Here is a 24,020-nt window from a genome sequence, read left to right on the forward strand (position 1 = left end):
CACCGCTCAGGACGTCAGATGCGTCCGGAGGAAGCTCGCGACGGCGGCCACTTCTGCTGTCGAGACACCGTGTCCGAGCCCGGGGTACTCCGTGACGGTGAGCGCCGTGTGCGAGGTGAGGAACGCCGTCGTGGCCGCGAAGACCTCGGGCGGCAGCAACGGGTCTGCGGAGCCGTAGCCGGAGAAGACAGGCGGGCGGATCTGCGCGAGCGCCTCGTCACCGGCCACCGGCCCGGGGACGTGGAACCCGGAGAGCACGACACCGCACCGGAACAGTTCCGGGCGGTTCCGGAGCAGGTGCGTCACCATCGCACCGCCCTGCGAGAAGCCGAGCACCCCGATGGGCCCTGGTGTGCCGGCCATGGCCAGGACGCGCTCCAGCCACCCCAGCACCCCGGCCGTGGCGGCCGTGGCGATCGCCGGATCCGGTGATCCTGCCGATGCCGCGTCCTCGATGGGGAACCAGGCGTAGCCACGCTGCGCCGGGAGCGGGGCCCGCAAGCTGGCCACGACGGCGTCGCTCACCAGCTCTGGAGCTAGGCCGGTGAGGTCGCCCTCGTCCGCACCGTACCCGTGCAGCAGGACCAGCAGCGGGCGGGACTCGAGTGCGGCCGCGAGATCATCAGGGCCGAATCGGGCGGGAAGCGTCCACACGATGGCACCATCGTCGATGGGCAGCAGGGCCGGCTGCCGACCGGTGTGGTGGGGGAGCGCAGAGGACGTCGAGGAGGCAGAGGAGCCAGAGGTGTTCACGCAGGCACGATGTCACACCCGGCGCGTACCGTAGTCCCATGCGTCCCGTGACCGATCTGCAGCGCACCGTCGCTCCCTTCGAGGTGATCTCCGAGTACTCGCCGGCGGGAGATCAGCCCAGCGCCATCGCCGACCTGACTCAGCGATTGCAGGCGGGGGAGAAGGATGTCGTCCTCCTCGGCGCGACGGGGACGGGGAAGTCGGCGACGACGGCGTGGCTGATCGAGCAAGTGCAGCGGCCCACGCTGGTGATGGCGCCGAACAAGACCCTCGCGGCCCAGTTGGCCACCGAGTTCCGCGAACTGCTGCCCAACAACGCCGTCGAGTACTTCGTCTCCTACTACGACTACTACCAGCCCGAGGCCTACGTCCCGCAGACGGACACCTACATCGAGAAGGATTCCTCGATCAACGATGAGGTCGAGCGACTGCGGCACTCGGCCACCAACAACCTCCTGACGCGCCGCGATGTCGTGGTGGTGGCGTCGGTCTCGTGCATCTACGGCCTGGGCACACCGCAGGAGTACGTGGACCGGATGGTGCCGCTGCGGGTGGGGGACCAGGTGGAGCGCGATGACCTGCTGCGCCAGTTCGTCACGATGCAGTACACGCGCAACGACATGGCCTTCACCCGCGGTACGTTCCGAGTGCGTGGCGACACCATCGAGATCATCCCGGTGTACGAGGAGATGGCGGTCCGGATCGAGATGTTCGGTGACGAGATCGAGACCCTGGCCACGCTCCACCCGGTCACCGGCGAGGTCGTACGCACCGAGTCCGAGCTCTACCTGTTCCCGGCCACGCACTATGTGGCGGGGCCGGAACGCATGGAGCGGGCGATCACGTCTATCGAAGCCGAGTTGGAGGAGCGCCTGGCCGAGCTGGAGCGCCAGAACAAGCTGCTGGAAGCTCAACGGCTGCGCATGCGCACCACGTACGACATCGAGATGATGCGCGAGATCGGTTCGTGCTCAGGCATCGAGAACTACTCCCGCCACATCGACGGCCGCGAGGGCGGGACTGCCCCGAACACTCTGCTGGACTACTTCCCTGAGGACTTCCTCCTCGTGATCGACGAGTCGCACGTGACCGTGCCGCAGATCGGTGCCATGTATGAGGGCGACATGTCCCGCAAGCGGACGCTCGTGGATCACGGATTCCGGCTTCCCAGCGCCATGGACAACCGGCCGCTGCGCTGGGAGGAGTTCCTGGAACGGATCGGGCAGACCGTGTATCTGTCGGCGACACCCGGAAACTACGAGCTCAGCCAGTCCGACGGGGTCGTCGAGCAGATCATCCGGCCGACCGGGCTGATCGACCCCGAGGTCGTGGTCAAGCCCACCCAGGGCCAGATCGATGATCTACTCGCTGAGATCACCGAGCGCACCCAGCGTGACGAACGGGTGCTGGTGACCACGCTGACGAAGAAGATGGCTGAGGACCTCACCGACTACCTGCTCGAACGCGGAGTTCAGGTGCGCTATTTGCACTCCGAGGTCGACACGCTCAGGCGGGTGGAGCTGCTCCGCGAACTGCGGATGGGCAGCTTCGACGTGCTCGTCGGGATCAACCTGCTGCGCGAAGGGCTGGACCTGCCCGAGGTCTCGCTCGTCAGCATCCTCGATGCCGACAAGGAGGGCTTCCTACGATCTGGCACCTCCCTCATCCAGACGATCGGGCGCGCTGCGCGCAACGTCTCGGGCCAGGTGCACATGTACGCCGACTCGATCACGCCCTCGATGCAGCACGCGATCGAGGAGACCAACCGGCGCCGGGAGAAGCAACTCGCATACAACGCCGAGATGGGGATCGACCCGACCCCGCTGCGCAAGCGGATCGGTGACATCACCGACATGCTCAGCCGTGAGGACATCGACACCAAGGAACTGCTCGAGGGCGGCTACCGGAAGAGCAAGGCGGGTACGAGCCGCTCGGCGGGTGCGGGCGGTTCACGGGAGAAGCTTGCCGGTGCCGCGGCAAGCGACCTGGCCGACCTCATCCAGCAGCTCAACGACCAGATGCTCGCTGCCGCAGACGAGCTCCAGTTCGAGCTCGCCGCCCGGTTGCGGGATGAGATCTCCGACCTGAAGAAGGAGCTGCGGCAGATGACGCAGGCGACCGCCTGAGCGAGTCCGCTGAACCGCTACCGGCGGGCTGCGATCGTCTCGGTCAACCGGTCGAACACTGCTTCGGTGACGGTGATTCCGCCTCGGCGGAGCGCGAGGTTCGCTGCACCGACCAGCCCGTCGGTGGTGAGGATCGGTTCCTGCTCCGGCAGTTGCGCACCGACGATCTCGGCGACGGTGGGCTGCTGCGTGAGCACGCTTCCGCCGAAGACCACCGGGCCACTGATGTCCGGGGCGAGCATCGCTGCGAGGGCGGCGCGCAGGGCGAGTGCGGCCTCGTGGACGATGGCGCGAGCGGTGGCGTCGCCTTCACGTGCGGCCTCGAAAGCGATCGGTGCCAGTTGAGCGAGCTCGACCGGACGCCACGTATAGAGCAGATCGACTGCATGCTGGATGGCACCGGGACGTCCCTCGACCTCCGCCGGTGCGTCCGGATCGAGGTCGAGCGCCGTCAGCAGCGCATCGGTCAGCGCTGTGGGATCGGCTCGACCATCGAGGGCCGCCAGGCCGTGCCGGACGACCTGGTGGCCGACCCAGAATCCGGAGCCGGCATCACCGAGGAGCCATCCGAGTCCGTCGGTCACCCGTTCCAGCTCGAAGTTCCGCACCCGGACGGCTACCGCGCCGGTGCCGGCGACGACGGCGTACCCGTCGGGCTGAGGGGTGGCAGAGAGGAACGCGGCGAGCAGGTCGGGCTCGAGTGTGAGTGAGATCGGGAGGCCGGCCGCGTGCAGCGGGTCGTTGAGCCAGTCCGCCTCGCGCGCGACGCGACTGCCCGCCATGGCCGCGATACCGTCAGCGAGCAGCGACGGCTCGGCGCCGGCGTTCGCCAGCGCAGCCTGACTCGCGGTCAGCACATTCTGTGCGGCGAGCTCCGGCCCTGCACTGATCGGATTGCCGGATCCGGCCCGTCCGGTTCCGAGGCAGGTGCCGTCGGGCAGTACGAGTGCAGCACGTGTGGACGTGCCGCCGGCGTCGATGCCGAGATAACAGTTGGTCACGATTCCTCCGAGACGCTTGACGAACGTCGACACTGAGAATACCTTTCACGTACTTCGGCGAACAAGCGAGAGGGATTTTCAGTGGCGAGCACGGTGACGGAGGTCGACCGGAACCTCCGGGTGACTGAGCGTATCCACGCCAACCGGGCATTGATGTCCGCGGCGATGCGCAAGATCGCCGATGTCGTGCTGGACGACCCGAGCGCGCCGCTGGAGCTGTCGATCACTGAGCTGGCCGACCGCGCCGGTACCTCGCCCGCGACGGTCACGAGGTTCTGCCGCCAGCTGGGGTACCCGGGCTACGTGCAGTTCCGCGTCGGTGTGGCCACTGACTCGGGCCGCGGTGATGATTCCGACGCCGAGGGATGGCGGATCGAGATGGGGCGCACGCTCGATCCGGACGACTCCCCGGACGACGTCCTGCGGGCCCTGCTCAACGCCCATGTGCGTTCCTTGCGGGCCACCGCGGACGTGCTCGACCTCGACGCGGTCACACAGGTGGCCCTGCGAATCGCCGCAGCCGACCATCTCGACATCTACGGCACTGGCGGCAGTTTCGCAATGGCCGACGAGATGCGTACGCGCCTCTACCGGATCGGCGTGAACGCCCACTCCTGGGGTGACGTTCACGCCGGCTTGGCGAGCGCCTCCATCCAAGGCCCCCAGACCACCGCCATCGGAATCTCCAACAGTGGCCGCACGCGCGAGACCATCGACATGCTCGCCCGCGCCCAGCGATCCGGGGCATTCACGGTCGCCATCACGAGCTTTCCTTCCTCGCCGCTCGCGCAGCTCGCTGATCTCAGCCTGCTCGCCTCGGTCCCGGAGCAGTACCTGCATCCGGCCGACCTTTCCGCCAAGCACTCACAGCTGTTCGTGCTCGACGTCCTCTACCTGATCGTCGCGCAGCAGGACTACAGCGGTGCTGCCGCCAAGATTGCCGCATCCGCCGACGCGGTGGCGGCTCGACGTCGTCCGGACTGACCCGGTCGTGATGTCTCGCCCTTCACCCGAAAGAACGAGAGGAACCCGATGATCTCTACCGTTGCCGACTTCCACCGCGAGGTGGCTGGTCGACTGGACACGCTCGCGCAGCGGGCAGCCGACGGGACGTTCGACCCAGCGGTCGATCTGCTCGTGAACGCTCTCGAAGCTGGTGGCGTCATTCAGGCGTTCGGTACCGGCCACTCCGAGGCTTTCGCGATGGAGATCGCCGGACGGGCCGGTGGGCTGATCCCCACCACTCGCATCGCGCTGCGCGATGTCGTCCTGCACGGCGAGCGTTCGGTAGCCGACCTCGAGGGCGCGACGATGGAGCGTGACCCGGACATCGTTGCGGAGCTGCTGGCGGCCTCGCCGCTGCACCCGGAGGACGTGTTCGTGATTGCCTCCAACTCGGGCGTCAACGGATCCATCGTCGGACTCGCCCTGGCGGTGAAGGAGCGTGGCCACAAGGTCATCGCGGTCACGAGTATGGAACACACGATGGCGGTGCCGCCCAAGCACCCGAGCGGTCAGCGCCTCGCGGACGTGGCTGACGTGGTCCTCGACAATCTCGCGCCGTTTGGTGACGCGACGCTCACCCTCGGTGAGAAGTACGGTGCCGGCGCCGTCTCGTCGCTGACCGCCGCGTTCATCGCCCAGGCACTCACGCTCGGTGTGACCGAGCGCATGCTTGCCGCGGGATCCGTCCCGCCGCTGTACATCTCAGCCAACTCACCAGGAGGTGACGAGCACAACCATGCACTCGAAGAGCGTTACCGCGGCCGGATCCGGCGATCCGGCTGAGCGGGCCGCACGCGGGATGCGCGTGGCCGCTCGTCCTGTTATCACTGCACCATCCAGTACCCCCACCACAGAAAGGTCGACGACGACATGAATGCCAAGCTCACCACCACCCCCGACCGCCGGACCGTACTCCGCGGTGGAATCATCACCGCGGCCAGCCTGCCCCTCGGTGTCACCCTTGCCTCCTGCGCCACCGGAGGTGGCGGCGACGAAGAGACCACTGACGGCGGCGAGGAGCCGGGCGGCGAGACTTCGGCCGACAACCCCTTCGGCATGGCCGAGAACACCACCGTCGACGCCGTCATCTTTGATGGTGGCTACGGCGTCGACTACGTCGAGTTCGCCGCTGACATCCTCGCCGAGACCCACGAGGGATCCTCGGTCGAGGTGTCCCCGTCCACCCAGATCGCCACCGAGCTGCAGCCGCGGTTCGTGGGCGGCAACCCGCCCGACCTCGTGGACAACTCCGGAGCCGGCTCGATCGGCTTCAACGCGATCCTCGACCAGCTCGAGGACCTCAACGATGTGATCGATGCCCCCAACCTCGAGGGCACCACGATCCGCGACACGCTGTACGACGGTGTGCTGGCCCCGAGCACCTACGGGGACAAGCTCGCCGCCATCAACTACGTCCTGACGGTCTATGGCGTGTGGTACTCATCCAGCCTGTTCGAGGAGAACGGCTGGACCCCGCCCACCACGTGGGACGAGGCCCTGGAACTCGGAGCCGCGGCGAAGGAGCAGGACCTGTACCTGTTCGGCTGGGGCACCGAGGCTGCCACCTACTACCAGACGCTGGCGATCGAGTCCGCGATCAAGGAAGGGGGCGACGAGGTCCGGCTGGCGCTGGAGAACCTGGAGGCCGACTGCTGGTCGCAGGACGCGATCCAGGGCGTCTTCGCAGCGATGAAGGAGGCCGTCGACGCCGGCTACTTCAAGCCCGGCGGCTCCGGCACCCAGTTCACGGCTGCTCAGGCGCAGTGGTCCAACACGCAGGAGTTCCTGCTCTACCCCTCGGGATCCTGGATCGAGAACGAGATGCGTGACCAGACCACCGAGGGCTTCGAGATGAAGGGCATCTCCTCGATGAGCCTGACCTCGAGCCCGGCGCTGGGGGCGGACGCGCTGCACTCCACGGCGGGTGAGCCGTTCATCGTTCCCTCCGACGGCAACACCGCCGCGGGCAAGGAGCTGCTGAGGATCATGCTCTCGAAGGAGTCGGCCGAGAACTTCGCCGCGACGAAGCTCGCTCCCACCATCGTGCGCGACACGGTGCCGGCTGACGGGTTCGGCTCCACGGCCCTGGTCTCCCAGACCGACCTGCTCTCGGCAGCCGGGGAGAGCATCTTCACCTTCAACTTCGTCAACACCTACGGAATGAACCCCGAGCAGCTGCCGATCTGGAACTCCTTCCTTGACGGCAGCAAGTCGGTGGCCGACCTCACGAGCGAGCTCCAGGCGATCACCGATCGGATCCGGGAGGATGACACGATCGACAAGGTCGAGGTCTCATGACCCTCTCCGGCTCGGTCATCGACGGGCAGCCGCCGAACCAGACCACTCCTACGGGGCCCGTTCCCGGGCCCCGTAGGGGGCGGCGCCGGAAGTGGACGCTGGACCGGATCACCTTCTTCATCGTCTTCCTCGGGCTGCCGCTCGCCCTGTTCCTGATCTTCGTCATCAACCCGTTCATCCAGGCCGGGTACTACTCGCTGACGAACTGGTCGGGGTTCTCCCCGGAGCAGGAATTCGTCGGGCTGCAGAACTTCATCACCCTCGCCCAGGACCCACGGTTCACCAACGCGGTGGGCAACAGCGTGGTGCTGGGGCTGGTGGTGCCGTTCGTCACGCTGACGATCGCGCTCATCTTCGCGATCCTGATCACGATCGGTGGCGCTGGCCGCGGGCAGATCCGTGGCGTCAAGGGTGCCGGGTTCTACCGGGTGGTCTCGCTCTTCCCGTACGTCATCCCCGGGATCGCGATCGGCCTGATCTGGCGGTTGATCCTGGACCCGAGCAGTGGTCTGGTCAACGGTGTGCTGACCGGTCTGGGACTCGACCAGTTCGAGTCCTTCGCCTGGCTCGGCAACGTGACCACCGCGATGCCTGCCTCGATCTTCGTGATCGTGTGGGGCTTTGTCGGCTTCTACATGCTGCTGTTCATTGCCGCAATCAAGGGCATCCCCGCCGAGACCTACGAGGCTGCCCGTCTGGACGGTGCTGGGCGAGCTCGGATGAGCTGGTCGATCACGTTGCCGCTCATCCGCGACAACGTGCAGACCGCCTACATCTACATCGGCATCATGGCGCTCGATGCCTATGTCTACATGCAGGCTCTCAACCCCCAGGGTGGGCCAGACAGCTCCACCCTGGTCATGTCGCAGCAGCTGTTCCGCACGGCGTTCACCGAGAGCAAGTTCGGCTATGCCAGCGCCATGGGTGTGGTGATCGCACTGGTCACACTGGTGTTCGCCGCCTTGGTGTTCACGGTGAACCGTCTGACCGGCGGCAAGGACGATGGAGGTGCCTCATGAGTACCGCTACGACGCAGCGGACAGTCCGCAAGACCGTACCGGCGAAGGGCGATCGTCCTGTCGCAGTCGTCTCGCATGGCGCCCTGGTGTTCTGGTGCGTGCTGGTGATCGCACCGATGCTGTGGACGTTGCTCAGCTCGTTCAAGACCTCGAGCGAGATCTTCGCCTCGCCGTTCGGGCTTCCGGCCGAGTGGAGCTTCACGAACTACGCCAACGCCTGGGTGGATTCGGGGTTGGGCGACGCGTTCATCAACACGATCATCGTCGTCGGCACTGCCTTGGTGCTGGTGATGCTGCTCGGGTCGATGTGCGCCTACATACTGGGACGGTTCGAGTTCTTCGGGCGCCGGGCGATCTACTACCTGATGCTCGCAGGGCTGACCTTCCCGGTCTTCCTCGCGATCGTGCCGCTGTTCTTCGTGCTGCAGAACCTCGGCCTCCTCGGGACGCTTCCGGGGCTGATCGTCACCTACGTCTCCTTCGCCCTTCCGTTCACCGTCTTCTTTCTCTACTCATTCTTCCGCGGCCTGCCGGGGGAGATCAGTGAAGCGGCGGCGATCGACGGAGCGGGGGAGTGGCGCACCTTCTTCCAGGTGATGCTGCCGATGGCCCGTCCGGGCATGGCCTCGGTCGCGATCTTCAATTTCCTCGGACTGTGGAACCAGTTCCTGCTTCCGGTGGCGCTGAACACTGACCGCGACAACTGGGTCCTGGCCCAGGTGCTGGCCAGCTTCATCTCCTCGGCAGGTTACGCCGTCGACTTCGGAGCGATGTTCGCTGCGGCCGTCGTGACGATCGTGCCGGTGCTGATCGCCTACATCGTCTTCCAGCGTCAGCTGCAAGGCTCGGTCAGTCAGGGCACGATGAAGTAGGCCTCTGAGGTGCCGGGCCCGCCGTCCGACCGCGCGACAATGCGCGGAGGGCGGCGGAATGGCACTCCGCGAGGATCGACATGTGGCCGGGTGCGCTCTCTGTACCCGGCCACATGCTGCTACCCTTTGTCGAAGGAGGGGAGTACCCCTTAAGCGGTGACGTCGTCAGTACAGGCGAGCCAGTTCGTCTCGGCGTCATCGGCCCACCAGCGGTGGGGGAGACCTCCGGTGCACACCCAACTCACCGGAGGTTTTCGTATGGATGTCCCACTCTGGGCATGGCTGGCCACCGTTGGTCTCATCGTCGCAATGCTCGTCGTCGACTTCATGGGCCATGTGCGCAAAGCGCACGCACCGTCGCTGAAGGAGGCGGGCCTGTGGTCGGCCGGCTACGTGCTGATCGCGCTCGTATTCGGTGGATTCGTCCTGCTCGAGTGGGGATCGGACTACGGGCTCCAGTATTTCTCCGGCTACATCACGGAGAAGTCGCTCTCGGTGGACAACCTGTTCGTGTTCGTGCTGATCATGGCGAGCTTCCGCGTACCGCGGAAGTATCAGCAGAAGGTGCTGCTGATCGGGATCGTGATCGCGCTTGTGCTGCGCACCCTGTTCATCGTGCTCGGCGCCGCGATCGTCAATGAGTTTGCCTGGGTGTTCTACATCTTTGGGGCCTTCCTCATCTACACGGCCATCACGCAGGTGAGAAAGTCGGAGGAAGACGAGGAGTTCAAGGAGAACGCCGCATTGCGGCTGGTGCGCCGCGTCTTCCCGACGACGGAGGGCTACGTCGACGACAAGATGTTCACCCGCTCCTCCGGCCGGATGCACGTGACGCCGATGTTCATCGTGATCCTCGCCATCGGCAGCGCCGACATCCTGTTCGCCGTCGACTCCATCCCGGCGATCTTCGGCCTCACCCAGGAGGTCTTCCTGATCTTCGCGGCCAACGCCTTCTCGCTGCTCGGCCTGCGGCAGCTGTACTTCCTCATCGACGGCCTGCTCGACCGCCTCGTTTACCTCAACTACGGACTGGCCGCGATCCTCGCTTTCATCGGGGCCAAGCTGGTGATCCACGCCCTGCACGAGAACGAGGTGCCGTTCATCAACGGTGGGCAGGAGTGGCACGTGATCCCGGAGGTCAACACCTACGTCTCCCTGATCGTGATCGTCGGCATCCTGACAGTGACCACCGTGACCTCACTGCTGGCCGGTCGCAGGTCCGCTACGGCGGTCGAGGTCACGGCAGCAGCGGAAGAAGCGTCGACGGCGGTCGGCGAGGACGATGGCGAGCCCCGCTCGTCGTTGGGTGACCTGTACCGCTGAATCTCTCAGCGTTCTGCCTGAGGGAGCGGCGTGCACGGTGGGGCCTTGTGACAGTGGCCGACTGCTCTGTGCAGGACTGGCTCTGTGCGGGACGGTGCGCGGGCGACGTGTTCGCCGTCAGGTCCGGGCTGCGAGGACTCCGATCACGGGGTTCCATGCCCGGACCTTGCGGTGGGAGATCAGGTGGGCGCGGTGGAAGGGGTCGGCGTCCAGGATCTGCTTGACCTGGGCGTCGTCCTCGGCCGAGACCAGCAGCAGAGCGCCCGGTGCGGCATTGTCCAGCCACGGCCCGGACGCGAGCACCGTACCCTCCGCGGCAAGTCCGTTCAGGAACTCGCGATGCTCGGGCCGGAGTGCATCGATGTCGGCGGTCCGCGTGGTGTCGTAGACGTACTCGACGGCGAATGTCCTCATGCGTGCAGCGTACCTGTGGCGCTCGATCACCACCCTCGTGCCCGCCAGGCGGGAAGGTGAGGGCGCTCGGCACCGAGCGTGGTGCTATCCCCGTGCCCCGGGTGGACCAGTGTGGAGTCGTCGAAGACGTCGAAGACGCGACTGGAGACGTCGGTGAACAACGTCTGGAAATCCTCAGCGGAGCGGGTTCTTCCGAGACCACCGGGGAAAAGGCTGTCGCCGCTGAAGAGCCATGTCACGCCGTCGGGATCCTGCCACGCCAGAGCGACAGAACCGGGCGTGTGACCGCGTAGCCCGATCACCGTCAGGTGGAACTTGCCGATTTCGATCAGCTCGCCGTGGCGCAGTCGGCGCGTGACGGGCACAGGGAGGTGGTCGGCATCGGGAGCGCCGGCGAGGACAGCGGCGCCCGTGGCCGCGATCACCTGCGGTAGCGCGCGATGGTGGTCCCAGTGGCGATGCGTGGTGACCACGCTCGTGAGGCGACCGCCGGGACGGGCTGCCTCGACAAGGCTGAGCACGCGCTCGGAATCGTCGGCGGCGTCGATCAGGAGCTGTTCACCGAGTTCGCGATCGGTGAACAGGTAGGTGTTGTTGTCCTGCGGGGAAACGCTGGCCTTACGGATCTCGACGTCACCGCGCCGCCAGCACAGACCGGCGCCGCCTTGCTCGACGTGTGCCGGGATCACCGGATCGGGGCCCTCGGCGAGACCAGCCGTCATGGCAGCAGGCTCTCACCCAACTCGGTGGGGTTGACCGCAACCTCCCACCGGAACCCGTCCGGGTCGATGACGTAGCCGGAATACCCGCCCCAGCTACGCCACGCCGCCTGACCGATCCGGGCGCCGGCACCTTCAGCGAGTTCGAGAATGCTGTCGACCTCTGTAGGTTCGGCCACATTGTGGGCGAGCGTGATCGGGGGAGTGCCCGTACGGGAGACGGGGCCGATCTCGGCCTCGGCGTGATCACGGTGCCATAGCGACAACAGCAGGTGGTCCCCGATGCGGATCATCAGCACCTCTCCGGGGACATCGACCTCGGCCTGCCAGCCGAGCCCATCGATGTAGAAGGCGCGGGAGACGTCGAGATCGGCGACGACGAGAGTGATGAGGCTCAGGCGTTGGTCCATGACAGAGAGTCTGGCACCAGCCACCGACATGCGTGTGATCGCACACGAAGAGTGTCGAACGCTTGTACGATGTCGGTAGTGCGGCTTACCATGGCGGGCGTGAGTGACACCCTCCTCGTGCGCGGCGCCCGCGAGCACAACCTCAAGAACGTCAGCATCGACCTGCCCCGTGACGGCCTCATCGTGTTCACCGGACTCTCGGGGTCCGGGAAGTCATCGCTTGCCTTCGACACGATATTCGCCGAGGGGCAGCGGCGATACGTCGAGTCCTTGTCCGCCTACGCGCGCCAGTTCCTCGGCCAGATGGACAAGCCCGACGTGGACTTCATCGAGGGCCTGTCGCCTGCGGTGTCGATCGACCAGAAGTCGACCAACCGGAACCCGCGATCGACCGTCGGAACGATCACCGAGGTGTACGACTACCTGCGCTTGCTGTTCGCGCGCGCAGGTACCCAGCATTGTCCCCAGTGCGGCGAACAGATCGTGGCCCAGACCCCGCAGCAGATCGTCGACCGGTTGCGAGCCAAGCCGGAGGGCACACGCTTCCAGGTGCTAGCTCCGGTGGTGCGCGGGCGCAAGGGGGAGTACGCCGATCTGTTCAAGGATCTGCAGTCGCGAGGATTCGCACGCGCCATCGTCGATGGTGAGCTCGTGCAACTCAGTGAGCCGCCCGTGCTGGAGAAGAAGCTCAAGCACACCATCAACGTGGTGGTCGACCGACTCGTCGTGCGGGAGAACATCCGCCAGCGACTCACGGACTCGGTGGAGACCGCGCTCGGCCTGGCGGAGGGACTGGTCGTGGCCGATTTCGTCGACCTCGACCCCGAGGATCCGGAGCGCACACGTCGCTTCTCCGAAAAACGGGCCTGCCCGAACGATCACCCGCTCGCCTTGGAGGAGATGGAGCCACGGACGTTCTCCTTCAACGCCCCCTACGGAGCATGCCCGGACTGCACCGGGATCGGGACGCGCCTGGAGGTAGACCCGGAACTGGTGATCCCCGATGACGACCTCACGCTCGCCGAGGGAGCGGTGGCACCGTGGGCGGGTGCGAACGCGCAGTACTTCGACCGGGTGCTGGTGGCGCTGGGGGAGGATCTCGGCTTTTCCGTCGACACCCCGTGGCGGGCGCTACCGGCGCGTGCCAAGGAAGCCGTGCTGCACGGTAAGGACCACAAGGTGCACGTCCGGTACAAGAACCGGTGGGGTCGGGAGCGGTCGTACTCGACCGGCTTCGAGGGCGTGATCTCCTTCCTGCAGAGGCGCCACTCCGAGACAGAGTCGGAGTGGTCGCGGGAGAAGTACGAGGAGTACATGCGCGAGGTGCCGTGCCCGACCTGCCAGGGCGCACGGCTCAAGCCCGAGGTGCTCGCCGTCACGGTGGGCGGCAAGTCGATCGCTGATGTCTGCTTCCTGGCCATCGACGAGGCGAAGCGCTTCCTCGACGGGCTGGAACTGGGGGAGCGGGAGGCCGCGATCGCAGGCCAGGTACTCAAGGAGATCCACGCTCGCCTCGGGTTCCTGCTCGACGTGGGCCTCGACTACCTCTCGCTGGCACGCCCGGCCGGAACGCTCTCCGGCGGCGAAGCGCAACGCATCCGCCTCGCCACCCAGATCGGCTCCGGCCTCGTCGGTGTGCTCTACGTGCTGGACGAACCGAGTATCGGCCTGCACCAGCGTGACAACCGCCGTCTCATCGAGACGCTCACCCGCCTGCGTGACCTCGGCAACACGCTCATCGTGGTCGAACACGACGAGGACACGATCCGGTCGGCCGACTGGATCGTGGACATCGGCCCCGGTGCCGGAGAGCACGGTGGCCACATCGTCCACTCCGGGGACTACGCGGGACTGCTCGCATCCGAGGCGTCGCTCACTGGTGCGTATCTGGCAGGACGGCGCAGCATCGCCATCCCCAGCCACCGTCGTCAGCCGGAGAAGGGCCGCTGGGTCACGGTCCACCGCGCACGGGAGAACAACCTGCAAGGCGTGGACGTCTCCTTCCCGCTGGGAACCCTCACGGCAGTGACCGGCGTGTCAGGTTCAGGGAAGTCGACGCTCGTGAACGGCATCCTCTACAACGTGCTTGCCAACGAGCTCAACGGCGCCAAGCACGTGCCCGGCCGGCACAAGCGCGTCACCGGCCTGGAACAACTCGACAAGGTCGTCCACGTCGATCAGAGCCCGATCGGCCGCACACCACGGTCGAATCCAGCAACCTACACCGGCGTATGGGACCACATGCGCAAGCTCTTCGCTCAGACACAGGAGGCGAAGGTCCGTGGGTACACCCCAGGCAGGTTCTCCTTCAACGTCAAGGGAGGACGCTGCGAGGCCTGCTCGGGCGATGGCACGCTGAAGATCGAGATGAACTTCCTCCCGGACGTGTACGTTCCCTGTGAGGTGTGCCACGGTGCCCGGTACAACCGGGAGACACTCGAAGTGCACTACAAGGGCAAGACCGTGGCCGAGGTGCTGGACATGCCCATCTCGGAGGCAGCCGAGTTCTTCTCTGCCGTCCCGGCCATCGCCCGGCACCTGCACACACTGGTCGACGTCGGTCTGGGTTACGTCCGCCTGGGCCAGCCTGCGCCGACTCTCTCCGGCGGCGAGGCCCAGCGCGTCAAACTCGCCTCGGAGCTTCAGAAGCGTTCGACCGGCCGCACGGTCTACGTCCTCGACGAGCCCACCACAGGACTGCACTTCGAGGACATCAGCCGCCTGATGGCCGTGTTGCAGGGGCTGGTGGAGAAGGGCAACACCGTGATCGTGATCGAGCACAACCTCGACGTGATCAAGAATGCCGACTGGGTCATCGACATGGGTCCCGAAGGTGGCTCTGGCGGCGGAATGGTCGTGGCCGAGGGAACCCCTGAGGAGGTTGCGCGTGTCGATGCCTCGCACACGGGGCGCTTCCTCGCCGAGATCCTGGGTACCGATGCGGTTCCGGCGCTACGTCCAGTCACTGCGGTGGCTCCGCTGGGCAAGCCCAAGGCGCGTTCGGCGCGACGGTCGGCGAAGGCCGCCCGGGCCAAGCGTGAGAGCGCCTAGGCGCACACGCGCACATCACAGCCGCAGTCGACAGTCGCGAGCCGCATTCGACGGTCGGGCGGGGGTGTGGCGGTCGGGCGGGGGTGTAGCGGTCGGCGCTACGCGGGTGCGGCGATCCGGGTGGTCGCCGGGACATGCCGCACCGGGAAGTTCACCGACCGGGCGATGAAACAGTGGTCGTGGGCCTGCTGGTGCAAGTCGGCGATGACCTCCTCACCGACGTCGTGGGCGACCGTCACGCGTGGGTGCAACGTCACCTCCGTGAACTGCCCCGCGCCGGCAGTCTCCACCCGCATCGTGCCGGTGGCACGGTCGGTATACCCCGTCACGACCACTCCGGCCACGGCGGCGCGGTGAAGAAACCACAACAGATGACACTGGGAGAGTGCCGCGACGAACAACTCCTCCGGTGAGTAGCGGGTGTTGTCGCCACGGAAGGCCGGATCGGCCGAGCCGGGAAGGTCCGGCTTTCCCTCGATCGTGACGATGTGGTCACGGCCGTAGGAGGTGTAGGACTCGGTGCCCGTCTCACCGGCTCCGGTCCAGTCGACGTTGACTTGATACGTGTGCAGGGGTCCCATGGAGCAACGCTAGCGCGAACTACCCTGGTCGGCATGGCCGACCCTTCCACGTACCGCCCGAGCCCGGGTGAAATCCCTACCTCGCCGGGGGTCTACCGGTTCCGGGACGCCCACCGTAGGGTGATCTACGTCGGCAAGGCGAAGAATCTGCGGGCGCGCCTGAGCAACTACTTCCAAAACGTCGCAGCGCTCCACCCTCGCACCGCCCAGATGGTGACCACAGCGGCATCCGTGGAGTGGACGGTCGTCGCGACCGAAGTGGAATCGCTCGCACTCGAGTACTCCTGGATCAAGGAGTACGACCCCCGGTTCAACGTCAAGTACCGCGACGACAAGTCCTACCCCTATCTCGCCGTCACCATGGGTGAGGAGATCCCGCGGGTGCAGGTGATGCGCGGTAAGAAGCGTCGAGGCACCCGGTACTTCGGCCCCTACTCGCACGCCTGGGCGATCAGGGAGACCGTGGACCTGCTGCTGCGCGTCTTCCCCATCAGGTCCTGTTCCAAGGGCGTCTACAAACGAGCCGAGCAGACCGGGCGCCCGTGCCTGCTGGGCTACATCGACAAGTGCTCGGCCCCGTGCGTCGGGCGGATCAGTCCGGAGGAGCATCGCGATCTCGCGGAGGACTTCTGCTCCTTCATGGCGGGGGAGACCGGCCGTGCCGTGACCCACATCGAGCAGGAGATGAAGCAGGCGTCGGCCGAGCTCGACTTCGAGCGCGCGGCCCGGCTACGGGACGATCTCGCCGCGTTGCGGCGAGTGGTGGAGAAGAACGCCGTCGTGCTGCCCGACGGCACGAACGCCGACGTCTTCGCGATGGCCGCCGACGAGCTCGAGGCCTCCGTGCAGGTCTTTCACGTCCGGGGCGGACGCATCCGCGGCCAGCGCGGTTGGGTGACCGAACGTGTGGAAGACATCAGCGATGCCGAACTGGTCGAACGTCTGCTGGAACAGGTTTACGGTGACCTGGCCGAGACTGCCGGCACAGCAGAGGAAGCCGGCACCGATGTCGCCGTCGGGACCGAAGCCGTCCCGAAAGAGGTCGTCGTCCCGGTGCTGCCGGAGAACCACACCGAGATCGAGGCGTGGCTGCGGGGGATCCGCGGTGCCGCCGTTCGCGTGTACGTGGCCCAGCGCGGGGACAAGAGAGCCCTGGCCGAGACCGTGCACCAGAATGCGACGCAGGCTCTGGCTTTGCATAAGACCCGGCGTGCGGGAGATCTGACGGCCCGGTCGGCGGCCTTGTCCGAGCTCACCGAGCATCTGGGGCTGCCGGAGTCACCGTTGCGGATCGAGTGCTATGACATCTCCCACACCGCCGGCACCGAGCAGGTCGGCTCGATGGTGGTCTTCGAGGACGGCGTCCCTCGAAAGAGCGAGTACCGCCACTTCGTGGTGCGTGGACCCGAGGGCCACGGTGCACGAGACGACACCGAGGCCATGAACGAGGTGCTGACCCGACGTTTCCGCCGCTATCTTGCCGAACGAGACGGGATGAGCGCCGATGAGCTCGACGCCGTCGAGGACGGTGAGCAGGTCGAGGCAGGTTCTGCCGGACGCCGCGAGAAGCGCCGGTTCGCCTACCCTCCGCAGCTTGTGGTCGTCGACGGCGGAGCTCCCCAGGTCGCAGCGGCGCACCAGGCGCTGGCGGACCTCGGCATCACCGACGTCTCCGTCGTCGGCCTCGCGAAGCGGCTTGAAGAGGTCTGGCTACCCGGGGAGGACTACCCTGCGGTACTCCCGCGCACGAGCGACGGACTGTTCCTCCTGCAACGGCTGCGAGATGAGGCGCACCGGTTCGCCATCACACACCATCGCAAGCGGCGCGGCCAAGGGATGACCCGGTCGGCACTGGATGCTGTTCCGGGTCTGGGACCGAGTCGGCAGTCGGCCCTGCTGAAGGAGTTCGGCTCGGTCCGGGCGCTACGCGAGGCGGAGCCGGAGGAGATCGCACGTGTGCGCGGCATCGGACCGGCGCTCGCGCAGGCGATCGCTGCTCACCTGCAGCAGTCGTGACGCGGGTCGACGTCCGTGGGGCCGGACCCCTCGGCGCAACCAGCGCCCACGTGCCATCCTTGGACCATGAGTGAGCGAGGCGGGGAGATGAGGACCACGACGTGACCGACCCGGATCAGCCCACGACGGTGCCCTACGGCATTCCACTGCTGGAGGAGAGCGCACCGCCCCCGGTCGACGACCGGCCGGAGATCTTGCTGATCACCGGCATGTCCGGTGCCGGACGAAGCCGCACCGCGGCAGTACTGGAGGACCTCGACTGGTACGTCGTGGACAACTTGCCACCCAAGATGCTCATGGCTCTGGCCGGGATGATGACCCAGGCCGACGGTGGCGTGCGCCGGCTGGCGGCCGTGGTGGACGTGCGCTCACGGGAGTTCTTCTCCGACCTGGTCCAGGTGCTCGACGATCTGCGCAGTGCCCAGATCAGCTATCGCATCGTCTTTCTCGACGCAACGGACGAGGTGCTGGTGCGGCGTTTCGAGCAGGTGCGACGGCCTCATCCCCTCCAAGGCGACGGACGGATGCTGGACGGCATCGCCGAAGAACGCCGGCTGCTGGCGCACCTGCGATCTCGTGCTGACGTGACCCTGGACTCCAGCGACCTCTCCGTGCATGACCTCGCCCGTGCCGTCCGCGATCTGGTGGCCACTGACGTCCAGGCCGACCTGCGCATCACGACTGTCTCCTTCGGGTTCAAGTACGGCCTCCCGCTCGATGCCGATCACGTCGTGGATGTGCGATTCCTGAGAAACCCGTACTGGGTGAGCGAGCTGCGGCACCTGACCGGCAAGGACGAACCGGTACGCGACTACGTCCTCGGTTTGCCGGGCGCCGAGGAGTTCGTGCGCCGGTGGGTGGCGGCGATCGAACCGGTGCTCGACGGGTACGTCCAGGAGCAGAAGCCCTATGTGACGATCGCGGTCGGATGCACAGGAGGCAAGCATCGGTCAGTCGCCATCTCCGAGGCCATCGCGACAGCATTGCGCGGCCAGGGCCGCGTTGTACGGACGGTGCACCGGGATCTGGGCCGCGAATGAGTCTGCTCACACCTCCCACCGGATGGCACCCCACAGCGGGATACAGCGGCCGGGAACGGCGCCCTCGCGTGGTGGCGCTCGGCGGCGGCCACGGCCTGGCTGCCACGCTCGGCGCCCTGAGGCACGTCACGACGGCGCTCACCGCCGTCGTGACGGTCGCTGACGATGGTGGCTCGTCCGGGCGGCTGCGCCAGGAGCTCGGCGTGCTACCCCCCGGCGATCTGCGGATGGCACTGTCCGCCTTGTGCGACGAGACCGACTGGGGTCACACGTGGCGGGATGTCCTGCAACACCGCTTCAGCTCAGCGGGTTCCCTCGACGGTCATGCTGTCGGTAACCTGCTCATCGCGACCGTGTGGGAGCTGCTCGGCGACCAAGTCGCCGGCTTGGATCTCATCGGCCAGCTCCTCGGCGCGAAGGGCCGGGTGCTACCCATGGCGGCGGTACCACTGAATATTGAGGCGGACGTCGTGCATGGTAGCGGCGAGTACGCCCACCGTGCTCTGGTCCGCGGTCAGAGCCGGGTAGCGGTGACGGCCGGCCGGGTGGAGCGGGTCCGCCTGATCCCGAGTGAACCGCCAGCGCATCCGGAGGCGGTGGCCGCTGTCATGGATGCCGACTGGGTGATCCTGGGTCCAGGATCCTGGTACACATCCGTGATGCCGCACCTACTGGTGCCTGAGCTTGCCGAGGCGTTGCACACCACGTCGGCGCGCATCGGTCTCACCCTCAATCTTTCGGCCCAACTGGGTGAGACCTCCGGGTTCAGCGCCGCGGATCATCTGCGATCGCTGCACGATCTGGCCCCTGACCTTCGTCTGGACGTGGTGGTCGCAGACCCGACGGCCGTGGAGGATATCGACGATCTCGCGACGTGTGCCGCCACGGCCGGCGCGCAGCTGCTGCTCCGGCAAGTCAGTGAGGGCGATGGCACTGCGCGTCACGACACGCTCCGGCTCGCGGGGGCCTATCGTGACGCGTTCGAACAGTTCCTTGGCGACGTAGGGGAGAGGTCAGGATGAATGGCAGGATGGCGCTCATGTCTCTGACCGCCGACGTGAAAGACGAGCTGGCCCGTCTGAAGATCGACAAGCTCTCCGCCAGGAAGGCTGAGGTCGCTGCAACCCTTCGCTTCGCGGGTGGGCTGCACATCATCGCCGGACGGCCGGTGGTGGAGGCGGAGGTCGATGCAGGCATCACAGCCCGTCGCCTGCGGCAGGCGATCCAGGAGGTTTACGGGCACGCCAGTGAAGTGATCGTCGTCTCCGGTGGTGGCCTGCGCCGCGGCAACAGGTATGTGGTGCGGGTCGTGGCCGGGGGGGAGCAGCTTGCCCGGCAGACGGGTCTGCTGGACGCTCGTGGGCGGCCCGTGCGTGGACTGCCGCCGCACGTGGTGAACTCCAGCATCGGCGACGCCGTCGCGGCCTGGCGAGGGGCGTTCCTTGCCCATGGCTCGCTGACAGAGCCGGGCCGGTCCTCGGCCCTGGAGGTTACTTGCCCGGGCCCGGAGGCGGCCCTGGCGCTCGTCGGCGCGGCCCGGCGGCTCGGCATCCAGGCCAAGGCCCGTGAAGTACGGGGCGTCGACCGGGTGGTGATCCGCGATGGTGATGCGATCAGTGCCATGCTCACGCGTATGGGAGCTCACGATGCGGTCCTGGCGTGGGAGGAGCGCCGGATGCGGCGTGAGGTCCGCGGTACCGCGAACCGGCTCGCGAACTTCGACGACGCCAATCTGCGTCGTTCCGCGCAGGCAGCCGTCGCGGCAGGGGCGCGTGTGGAGCGCGCGTTTGAGATCCTCGGGGACGAGATGCCGGATCATCTACGCCAGGCCGGAACACTGCGTCTCGAGCACAAACAAGCCAGCCTGGAGGAACTTGGGCAGCTCTCTGAGCCGCCGCTGACCAAGGATGCGGTCGCCGGAAGGATCCGGCGTCTACTGGCCATGGCTGACAAGCGCGCCAGCGAGCTCGGGGTCCCGGACACCGAGAGCAACCTCACCCAGGACATGCTCGATATGTGAACGTCACTCATCGGTAGACCAAGTGGGCGCCCCTTTGCCCGTGGCGGGTGTACCGTTGACTACTGGCGAGGTACGCGCCCGCACGTCGGGACCGGACCTCCCCGGTCGCCCTCGGTGCGGCCGACCTCGCGACACGCGAATCCCCGAAACCCCAGACGCTATGCGCGCAGCGAGCGCGCCAGGAGGAAAACGTGACCATCCGCGTCGGTATCAACGGCTTCGGCCGCATCGGACGAAACTTCTTCCGCGCCGTCCTGGCCAGCGGAGCTGACATCGAGATCGTCGGTGTCAACGACCTCACCAGCAACGAGGCACTCGCCAACCTGCTGAAGTTCGACTCGATTCTCGGCAAGCTCGACCAGTCGGTGTCCTTCGACGAGACGTCCATCACGGTCGGCAACAAGACCTTCAAGGCGCTCGCCGAGCGCGACCCGTCCGCGCTGCCGTGGGGCGAGCTCGGCGCGGACATCGTTATCGAGTCCACCGGGATCTTCACCGATGCCACGAAGGCCAAGGCCCACCTGGACGCCGGTGCGAAGAAGGTCATCATCTCCGCTCCGGCGAAGAACGAGGACGCCACCTTCGTCATCGGTGTGAACCACACCGATTACGACCCGGCCAACCACCACATCATCTCGAACGCCTCCTGCACCACCAACTGCCTGGCACCGCTGGCCAAGGTGCTGGACGAGAAGTTCGGGATCGTGCGTGGCCTGATGACGACGGTGCACGCCTACACCGCCGACCAGAACCTGCAGGACGGCCCGCACAAGGACCCACGCCGCGCACGCGCCGCCGCCCTCAACATCGTGCCCACCTCCACGGGTGCAGCGAAGGCCGTCTCGCTCGTGCTGCCGCACCTGGCCGGCAAGCTGGACGGGTACGCATTGCGCGTGCCGACGCCGACCGGTTCGGCCACCGACCTCACCTTCACCGCCTCCCGTGAGGTGACCGTGGACGAGGTCAACGCTGCGATCAAGGAAGCCGCTGCCACCGAGGCACTCAAGGGCATCCTGGTCTACTCGGACGACCCGCTGGTCTCCACCGACATCGTCACGGATCCTGCGTCGAGCATCTTCGATTCCGGTCTGACCAAGGTGATCGGTGACCAGGTGAAGGTCGTGTCCTGGTACGACAACGAGTGGGGCTACTCCAACCGTCTCGTGGACCTGACCGTCTACGTCGGCGAGAAGCTCTGACCAAGCGCTCATGATCCGCGCCCGCGTGCTCAGCGAGTACGCGGGCGCGGTCGTGCGCCGAGTCCTGCCCGGTTGACGAGGGAGACCCATGAAGACCATCGATGACCTCGGCGAGCTGCGCGGCAAACGCGTCCTCGTCCGTTCCGACTTCAACGTGCCACTCGATGGCACCACCATTACCGACGACGGCCGCATCCGCGCTGCGCTGCCCACCATCCGTCGCCTCGCCGCGGCGGGAGGCAAGGTGGTCGTCACCGCTCACCTCGGGCGGCCCAAGGGCTCCCCGGACCCCGCCTTCTCGCTGGCGCCCGTGGCCCAGCGACTGGGCGAGCTGCTCGGCTCCCACGTCACGCTCGCCTCCGACACCGTCGGTGAGGGTGCTCGGTCCGCGGTCGCTGCGATGGAGCCCGGGGACGTCGTCTTGCTGGAGAACATCCGCTTCGACGCCCGCGAGACCTCGAAGGACGACGCCGAGCGCGCGTCCTTGGCTGACGACCTGGCGGCTCTCGCCGATGCCTACGTCTCCGACGGCTTCGGTGTCGTCCACCGCAAGCAGGCCAGCGTCTACGACGTCGCGCTGGAGCTGCCGCACGCGGTCGGCGGACTGGTACAGACCGAGATCGAGGCATTGAGTCGGGCTACCGAGAGTCCCGAGCGCCCCTACGCTGTCGTGCTCGGAGGCTCGAAGGTCTCCGACAAGCTGGGTGTGATCGAGAACCTGCTGACCAAGGCTGACCGGCTCCTCATCGGTGGCGGGATGGTCTTCACCTTCCTCGCCGCACAGGGCTACTCCGTCGGCTCCTCGCTGCTCGAGGCGGACCAGATCGAGACCGTGAAGGGCTACCTCGCCGCCGCTGCCGACCGGGGCGTCGAGATCGTGCTCCCCACCGACATCGTCGTGGCCCCGGCGTTCGCTGCCGACTCCCCGGCAACCGTGGTGGCGGTGGATGCGATCCCCGCCGATCAGATGGGCCTGGACATCGGACCGGACGCCGCTGCAGCCTTTGCTGCCTCGATCGCCGATGCCAAGACCGTCGTATGGAACGGCCCCATGGGTGTGTTCGAGTTCCCCGCCTTCGCGGGCGGCACCAAGGCCGTCGCGCAGGCGATGATCGAGGCGACCGCAGGCGGTGCGTTCACGATCGTCGGTGGCGGTGACTCTGCGGCAGCAGTGCGCCAGCTCGGCTTCGACGAGGCCGGCTTCAGCCACATCTCGACCGGCGGCGGTGCGTCGCTGGAGTACCTCGAGGGCAAGACACTCCCCGGCATCGACGTTCTCGCCGACTGACCGGCCGACGACAGATCACGGAAAGGCCAGACATATGGCAGCACGCACCCCGCTGATGGCGGGTAACTGGAAGATGAATCTCGACCACCACGAGGCCACGCACCTGGTGCAGAAGCTGGCGTGGACGCTCAAGGACGCCAAGCATGACTTCGCTGGTGTCGAGGTGGTCGTCTGCCCGCCATTCACGGACCTGCGTTCGGTCCAGACTCTCGTGGATGCCGACAAGCTGGAGATCGGCTACGCCTCGCAGGACATCTCGGCCCACGAGAAGGGCGCCTACACCGGTGAGGTGTCGGCCACCATGCTCAGCAAACTCGGGGTGAGCTACGCCGTCGTAGGCCACTCGGAGCGGCGGGAGCACCACGCCGAGGACGATGCACTCGTGGGCGCGAAGACGAAGGCCGCCCTCGGTGCCGGCATCGTGCCGATCGTCTGCGTGGGTGAGGGACTGGACGTGCGGCAGGCCGGTGAACAGGTGTCCTACACCCTCGCCCAGGTCGACGGCGCTCTCGCCGGCATCTCCGCCGAGGACGCTGCGAAGGTCGTCATCGCCTACGAGCCCGTCTGGGCGATCGGTACCGGCGAGGTGGCCACCCCGGAGGACGCGCAGGAAGTGTGCGCTGCTATCCGGGCCCGGCTGGCGGAGCTCTACTCCGCCGATGTGGCCGGTGCGGTGCGCGTGCTCTACGGCGGATCGGTCAAGTCCACCAACGTGGCCTCGATCATGGCCCAGACGGACGTCGACGGTGCTCTGGTGGGCGGTGCGAGCCTGCAGGCCGAGGAGTTCGCCGCCATCGTGCGCTTCCAGTCGCACTCGGTCGGTCTCTGACCATTCGGCGGGCCGGAAAGGCTCGCCACAGGCGTGGTCGGTGCGCGGTGACGATC

Annotated in this window: 21 protein-coding genes; 15 read left to right on the forward strand and 6 right to left on the reverse strand. The window is 66.8% G+C overall.

The features are described from left to right. Positions 1–6: 6 nt before the first annotated feature. Positions 7–753, reverse strand: coding sequence for an alpha/beta hydrolase (locus IM660_RS09010; protein ID WP_246465228.1), 747 nt, complete (start codon positions 751–753; stop codon positions 7–9). Positions 754–791: 38 nt separating this feature from the next. Between IM660_RS09010 and uvrB the strand changes: the two genes are divergently transcribed. Then, a complete protein-coding gene (uvrB, locus tag IM660_RS09015) occupies positions 792–2,879 on the forward strand; it encodes an excinuclease ABC subunit UvrB (protein WP_193498981.1) in 2,088 nt (695 codons plus the stop codon). Positions 2,880–2,896: 17 nt separating this feature from the next. Here the strand turns inward: uvrB and IM660_RS09020 are convergent, their stop codons facing one another. Then, complete coding sequence (locus tag IM660_RS09020; RefSeq protein ID WP_193498982.1) at positions 2,897–3,913, reverse strand: N-acetylglucosamine kinase; 1,017 nt, start codon at positions 3,911–3,913, stop codon at positions 2,897–2,899. 87 nt (positions 3,914–4,000) lie between these two features. Here IM660_RS09020 and IM660_RS09025 point away from each other — a divergent pair, with 87 nt between their 5' ends. The 6 genes from IM660_RS09025 to IM660_RS09050 all read left to right on the forward strand — a co-directional run bounded on the left by IM660_RS09025 (position 4,001) and on the right by IM660_RS09050 (position 10,397). After that, positions 4,001–4,864, forward strand: a complete 864-nt coding sequence (locus tag IM660_RS09025) for a MurR/RpiR family transcriptional regulator (RefSeq protein ID WP_246465229.1) — start codon at positions 4,001–4,003, stop codon at positions 4,862–4,864. 48 nt (positions 4,865–4,912) lie between these two features. Then, positions 4,913–5,668 (forward strand): sugar isomerase domain-containing protein, encoded by a 756-nt coding sequence (locus tag IM660_RS09030; protein WP_193498983.1) that lies wholly within the window; start codon positions 4,913–4,915, stop codon positions 5,666–5,668. Positions 5,669–5,755: 87 nt separating this feature from the next. After that, positions 5,756–7,183: an N-acetylglucosamine/diacetylchitobiose ABC transporter substrate-binding protein gene (gene ngcE / locus IM660_RS09035; protein WP_193498984.1), complete on the forward strand. Its 1,428-nt coding sequence runs from the start codon at positions 5,756–5,758 to the stop codon at positions 7,181–7,183. Continuing rightward, positions 7,180–8,202, forward strand: coding sequence for a carbohydrate ABC transporter permease (locus tag IM660_RS09040; RefSeq protein ID WP_193498985.1), 1,023 nt, complete (start codon positions 7,180–7,182; stop codon positions 8,200–8,202). Before ngcE ends, IM660_RS09040 begins: the two co-directional genes overlap by 4 nt. Continuing rightward, positions 8,199–9,074 (forward strand): carbohydrate ABC transporter permease, encoded by an 876-nt coding sequence (locus IM660_RS09045; RefSeq protein ID WP_193498986.1) that lies wholly within the window; start codon positions 8,199–8,201, stop codon positions 9,072–9,074. The genes IM660_RS09040 and IM660_RS09045 overlap by 4 nt, the downstream gene beginning before the upstream one ends. A 258-nt stretch (positions 9,075–9,332) precedes the next feature. Continuing rightward, complete coding sequence (locus IM660_RS09050; protein ID WP_193498987.1) at positions 9,333–10,397, forward strand: TerC family protein; 1,065 nt, start codon at positions 9,333–9,335, stop codon at positions 10,395–10,397. Between the two features lie 117 nt (positions 10,398–10,514). On the opposite strand, the gene IM660_RS09055 is transcribed toward IM660_RS09050, so the two are convergent. Genes IM660_RS09055 through IM660_RS09065 form a run of 3 tightly spaced genes read right to left on the reverse strand, consistent with a single transcriptional unit; the run spans position 10,515 to position 11,940 of the window. After that, on the reverse strand, positions 10,515–10,811 hold the full coding sequence (locus IM660_RS09055) for a YciI family protein (protein WP_193498988.1): 297 nt from the start codon (positions 10,809–10,811) through the stop codon (positions 10,515–10,517). A gap of 26 nt (positions 10,812–10,837) precedes the next feature. Beyond that, complete coding sequence (locus IM660_RS09060) at positions 10,838–11,533, reverse strand: MBL fold metallo-hydrolase (protein WP_193498989.1); 696 nt, start codon at positions 11,531–11,533, stop codon at positions 10,838–10,840. After that, positions 11,530–11,940: a VOC family protein gene (locus IM660_RS09065; RefSeq protein ID WP_193498990.1), complete on the reverse strand. Its 411-nt coding sequence runs from the start codon at positions 11,938–11,940 to the stop codon at positions 11,530–11,532. The genes IM660_RS09060 and IM660_RS09065 overlap by 4 nt, the downstream gene beginning before the upstream one ends. 90 nt (positions 11,941–12,030) lie before the next feature. Between IM660_RS09065 and uvrA the strand changes: the two genes are divergently transcribed. Beyond that, positions 12,031–14,991: an excinuclease ABC subunit UvrA gene (uvrA, locus tag IM660_RS09070; RefSeq protein WP_193499317.1), complete on the forward strand. Its 2,961-nt coding sequence runs from the start codon at positions 12,031–12,033 to the stop codon at positions 14,989–14,991. Positions 14,992–15,089: 98 nt separating this feature from the next. Here the strand turns inward: uvrA and IM660_RS09075 are convergent, their stop codons facing one another. Further along, entirely contained in the window at positions 15,090–15,572 is a 483-nt protein-coding gene (locus IM660_RS09075) for an OsmC family protein (protein WP_193498991.1), read from the reverse strand. 33 nt (positions 15,573–15,605) lie between these two features. On the opposite strand from IM660_RS09075, the gene uvrC reads away from it, so the two are divergent. From uvrC to tpiA, 7 genes are all read left to right on the forward strand, one after another. Then, the gene (gene uvrC / locus IM660_RS09080; protein WP_193498992.1) at positions 15,606–17,588 is read left to right on the forward strand and encodes an excinuclease ABC subunit UvrC; all 1,983 of its coding nucleotides are present in this window, start codon (positions 15,606–15,608) and stop codon (positions 17,586–17,588) included. A 101-nt stretch (positions 17,589–17,689) separates the two neighbouring features. Next, entirely contained in the window at positions 17,690–18,628 is a 939-nt protein-coding gene (gene rapZ / locus IM660_RS09085; RefSeq protein ID WP_193498993.1) for an RNase adapter RapZ, read from the forward strand. After that, positions 18,625–19,650, forward strand: a complete 1,026-nt coding sequence (locus IM660_RS09090) for a gluconeogenesis factor YvcK family protein (protein ID WP_193498994.1) — start codon at positions 18,625–18,627, stop codon at positions 19,648–19,650. Before rapZ ends, IM660_RS09090 begins: the two co-directional genes overlap by 4 nt. A 17-nt stretch (positions 19,651–19,667) precedes the next feature. Next, positions 19,668–20,648, forward strand: coding sequence for a DNA-binding protein WhiA (gene whiA, locus IM660_RS09095; protein WP_193498995.1), 981 nt, complete (start codon positions 19,668–19,670; stop codon positions 20,646–20,648). Positions 20,649–20,839: 191 nt separating this feature from the next. Further along, positions 20,840–21,847, forward strand: coding sequence for a type I glyceraldehyde-3-phosphate dehydrogenase (gene gap, locus IM660_RS09100; RefSeq protein ID WP_193498996.1), 1,008 nt, complete (start codon positions 20,840–20,842; stop codon positions 21,845–21,847). 88 nt (positions 21,848–21,935) lie between these two features. Then, entirely contained in the window at positions 21,936–23,135 is a 1,200-nt protein-coding gene (locus IM660_RS09105) for a phosphoglycerate kinase (RefSeq protein WP_193498997.1), read from the forward strand. A gap of 34 nt (positions 23,136–23,169) precedes the next feature. Beyond that, positions 23,170–23,964, forward strand: coding sequence for a triose-phosphate isomerase (tpiA, locus tag IM660_RS09110; RefSeq protein ID WP_193498998.1), 795 nt, complete (start codon positions 23,170–23,172; stop codon positions 23,962–23,964). Positions 23,965–24,020: the final 56 nt, after the last annotated feature.

It is taken from the genome of Ruania alkalisoli (genome assembly GCF_014960965.1).
Taxonomy (GTDB): Bacteria; Actinomycetota; Actinomycetes; order Actinomycetales; family Beutenbergiaceae; genus Ruania; species Ruania alkalisoli.

Excerpts from the sequence above, each read along its gene's own strand:
- uvrB (WP_193498981.1), top strand. The coding sequence starts at position 792 with ATGCGTCCCGTGACCGATCTGCAGCGCACCGTCGCTCCCTTCGAGGTG.
- IM660_RS09030 (WP_193498983.1), top strand. The coding sequence starts at position 4,913 with ATGATCTCTACCGTTGCCGACTTCCACCGCGAGGTGGCTGGTCGACTG.
- ngcE (WP_193498984.1), top strand. The coding sequence starts at position 5,756 with ATGAATGCCAAGCTCACCACCACCCCCGACCGCCGGACCGTACTCCGC.
- IM660_RS09040 (WP_193498985.1), top strand. The coding sequence starts at position 7,180 with ATGACCCTCTCCGGCTCGGTCATCGACGGGCAGCCGCCGAACCAGACC.
- IM660_RS09045 (WP_193498986.1), top strand. The coding sequence starts at position 8,199 with ATGAGTACCGCTACGACGCAGCGGACAGTCCGCAAGACCGTACCGGCG.
- IM660_RS09050 (WP_193498987.1), top strand. The coding sequence starts at position 9,333 with ATGGATGTCCCACTCTGGGCATGGCTGGCCACCGTTGGTCTCATCGTC.
- IM660_RS09055 (WP_193498988.1), bottom strand. The coding sequence starts at position 10,811 with ATGAGGACATTCGCCGTCGAGTACGTCTACGACACCACGCGGACCGCC.
- IM660_RS09060 (WP_193498989.1), bottom strand. The coding sequence starts at position 11,533 with ATGACGGCTGGTCTCGCCGAGGGCCCCGATCCGGTGATCCCGGCACAC.
- IM660_RS09065 (WP_193498990.1), bottom strand. The coding sequence starts at position 11,940 with ATGGACCAACGCCTGAGCCTCATCACTCTCGTCGTCGCCGATCTCGAC.
- uvrA (WP_193499317.1), top strand. The coding sequence starts at position 12,031 with ATGGCGGGCGTGAGTGACACCCTCCTCGTGCGCGGCGCCCGCGAGCAC.
- IM660_RS09075 (WP_193498991.1), bottom strand. The coding sequence starts at position 15,572 with ATGGGACCCCTGCACACGTATCAAGTCAACGTCGACTGGACCGGAGCC.
- uvrC (WP_193498992.1), top strand. The coding sequence starts at position 15,606 with ATGGCCGACCCTTCCACGTACCGCCCGAGCCCGGGTGAAATCCCTACC.
- IM660_RS09090 (WP_193498994.1), top strand. The coding sequence starts at position 18,625 with ATGAGTCTGCTCACACCTCCCACCGGATGGCACCCCACAGCGGGATAC.
- whiA (WP_193498995.1), top strand. The coding sequence starts at position 19,668 with ATGTCTCTGACCGCCGACGTGAAAGACGAGCTGGCCCGTCTGAAGATC.
- IM660_RS09105 (WP_193498997.1), top strand. The coding sequence starts at position 21,936 with ATGAAGACCATCGATGACCTCGGCGAGCTGCGCGGCAAACGCGTCCTC.
- tpiA (WP_193498998.1), top strand. The coding sequence starts at position 23,170 with ATGGCAGCACGCACCCCGCTGATGGCGGGTAACTGGAAGATGAATCTC.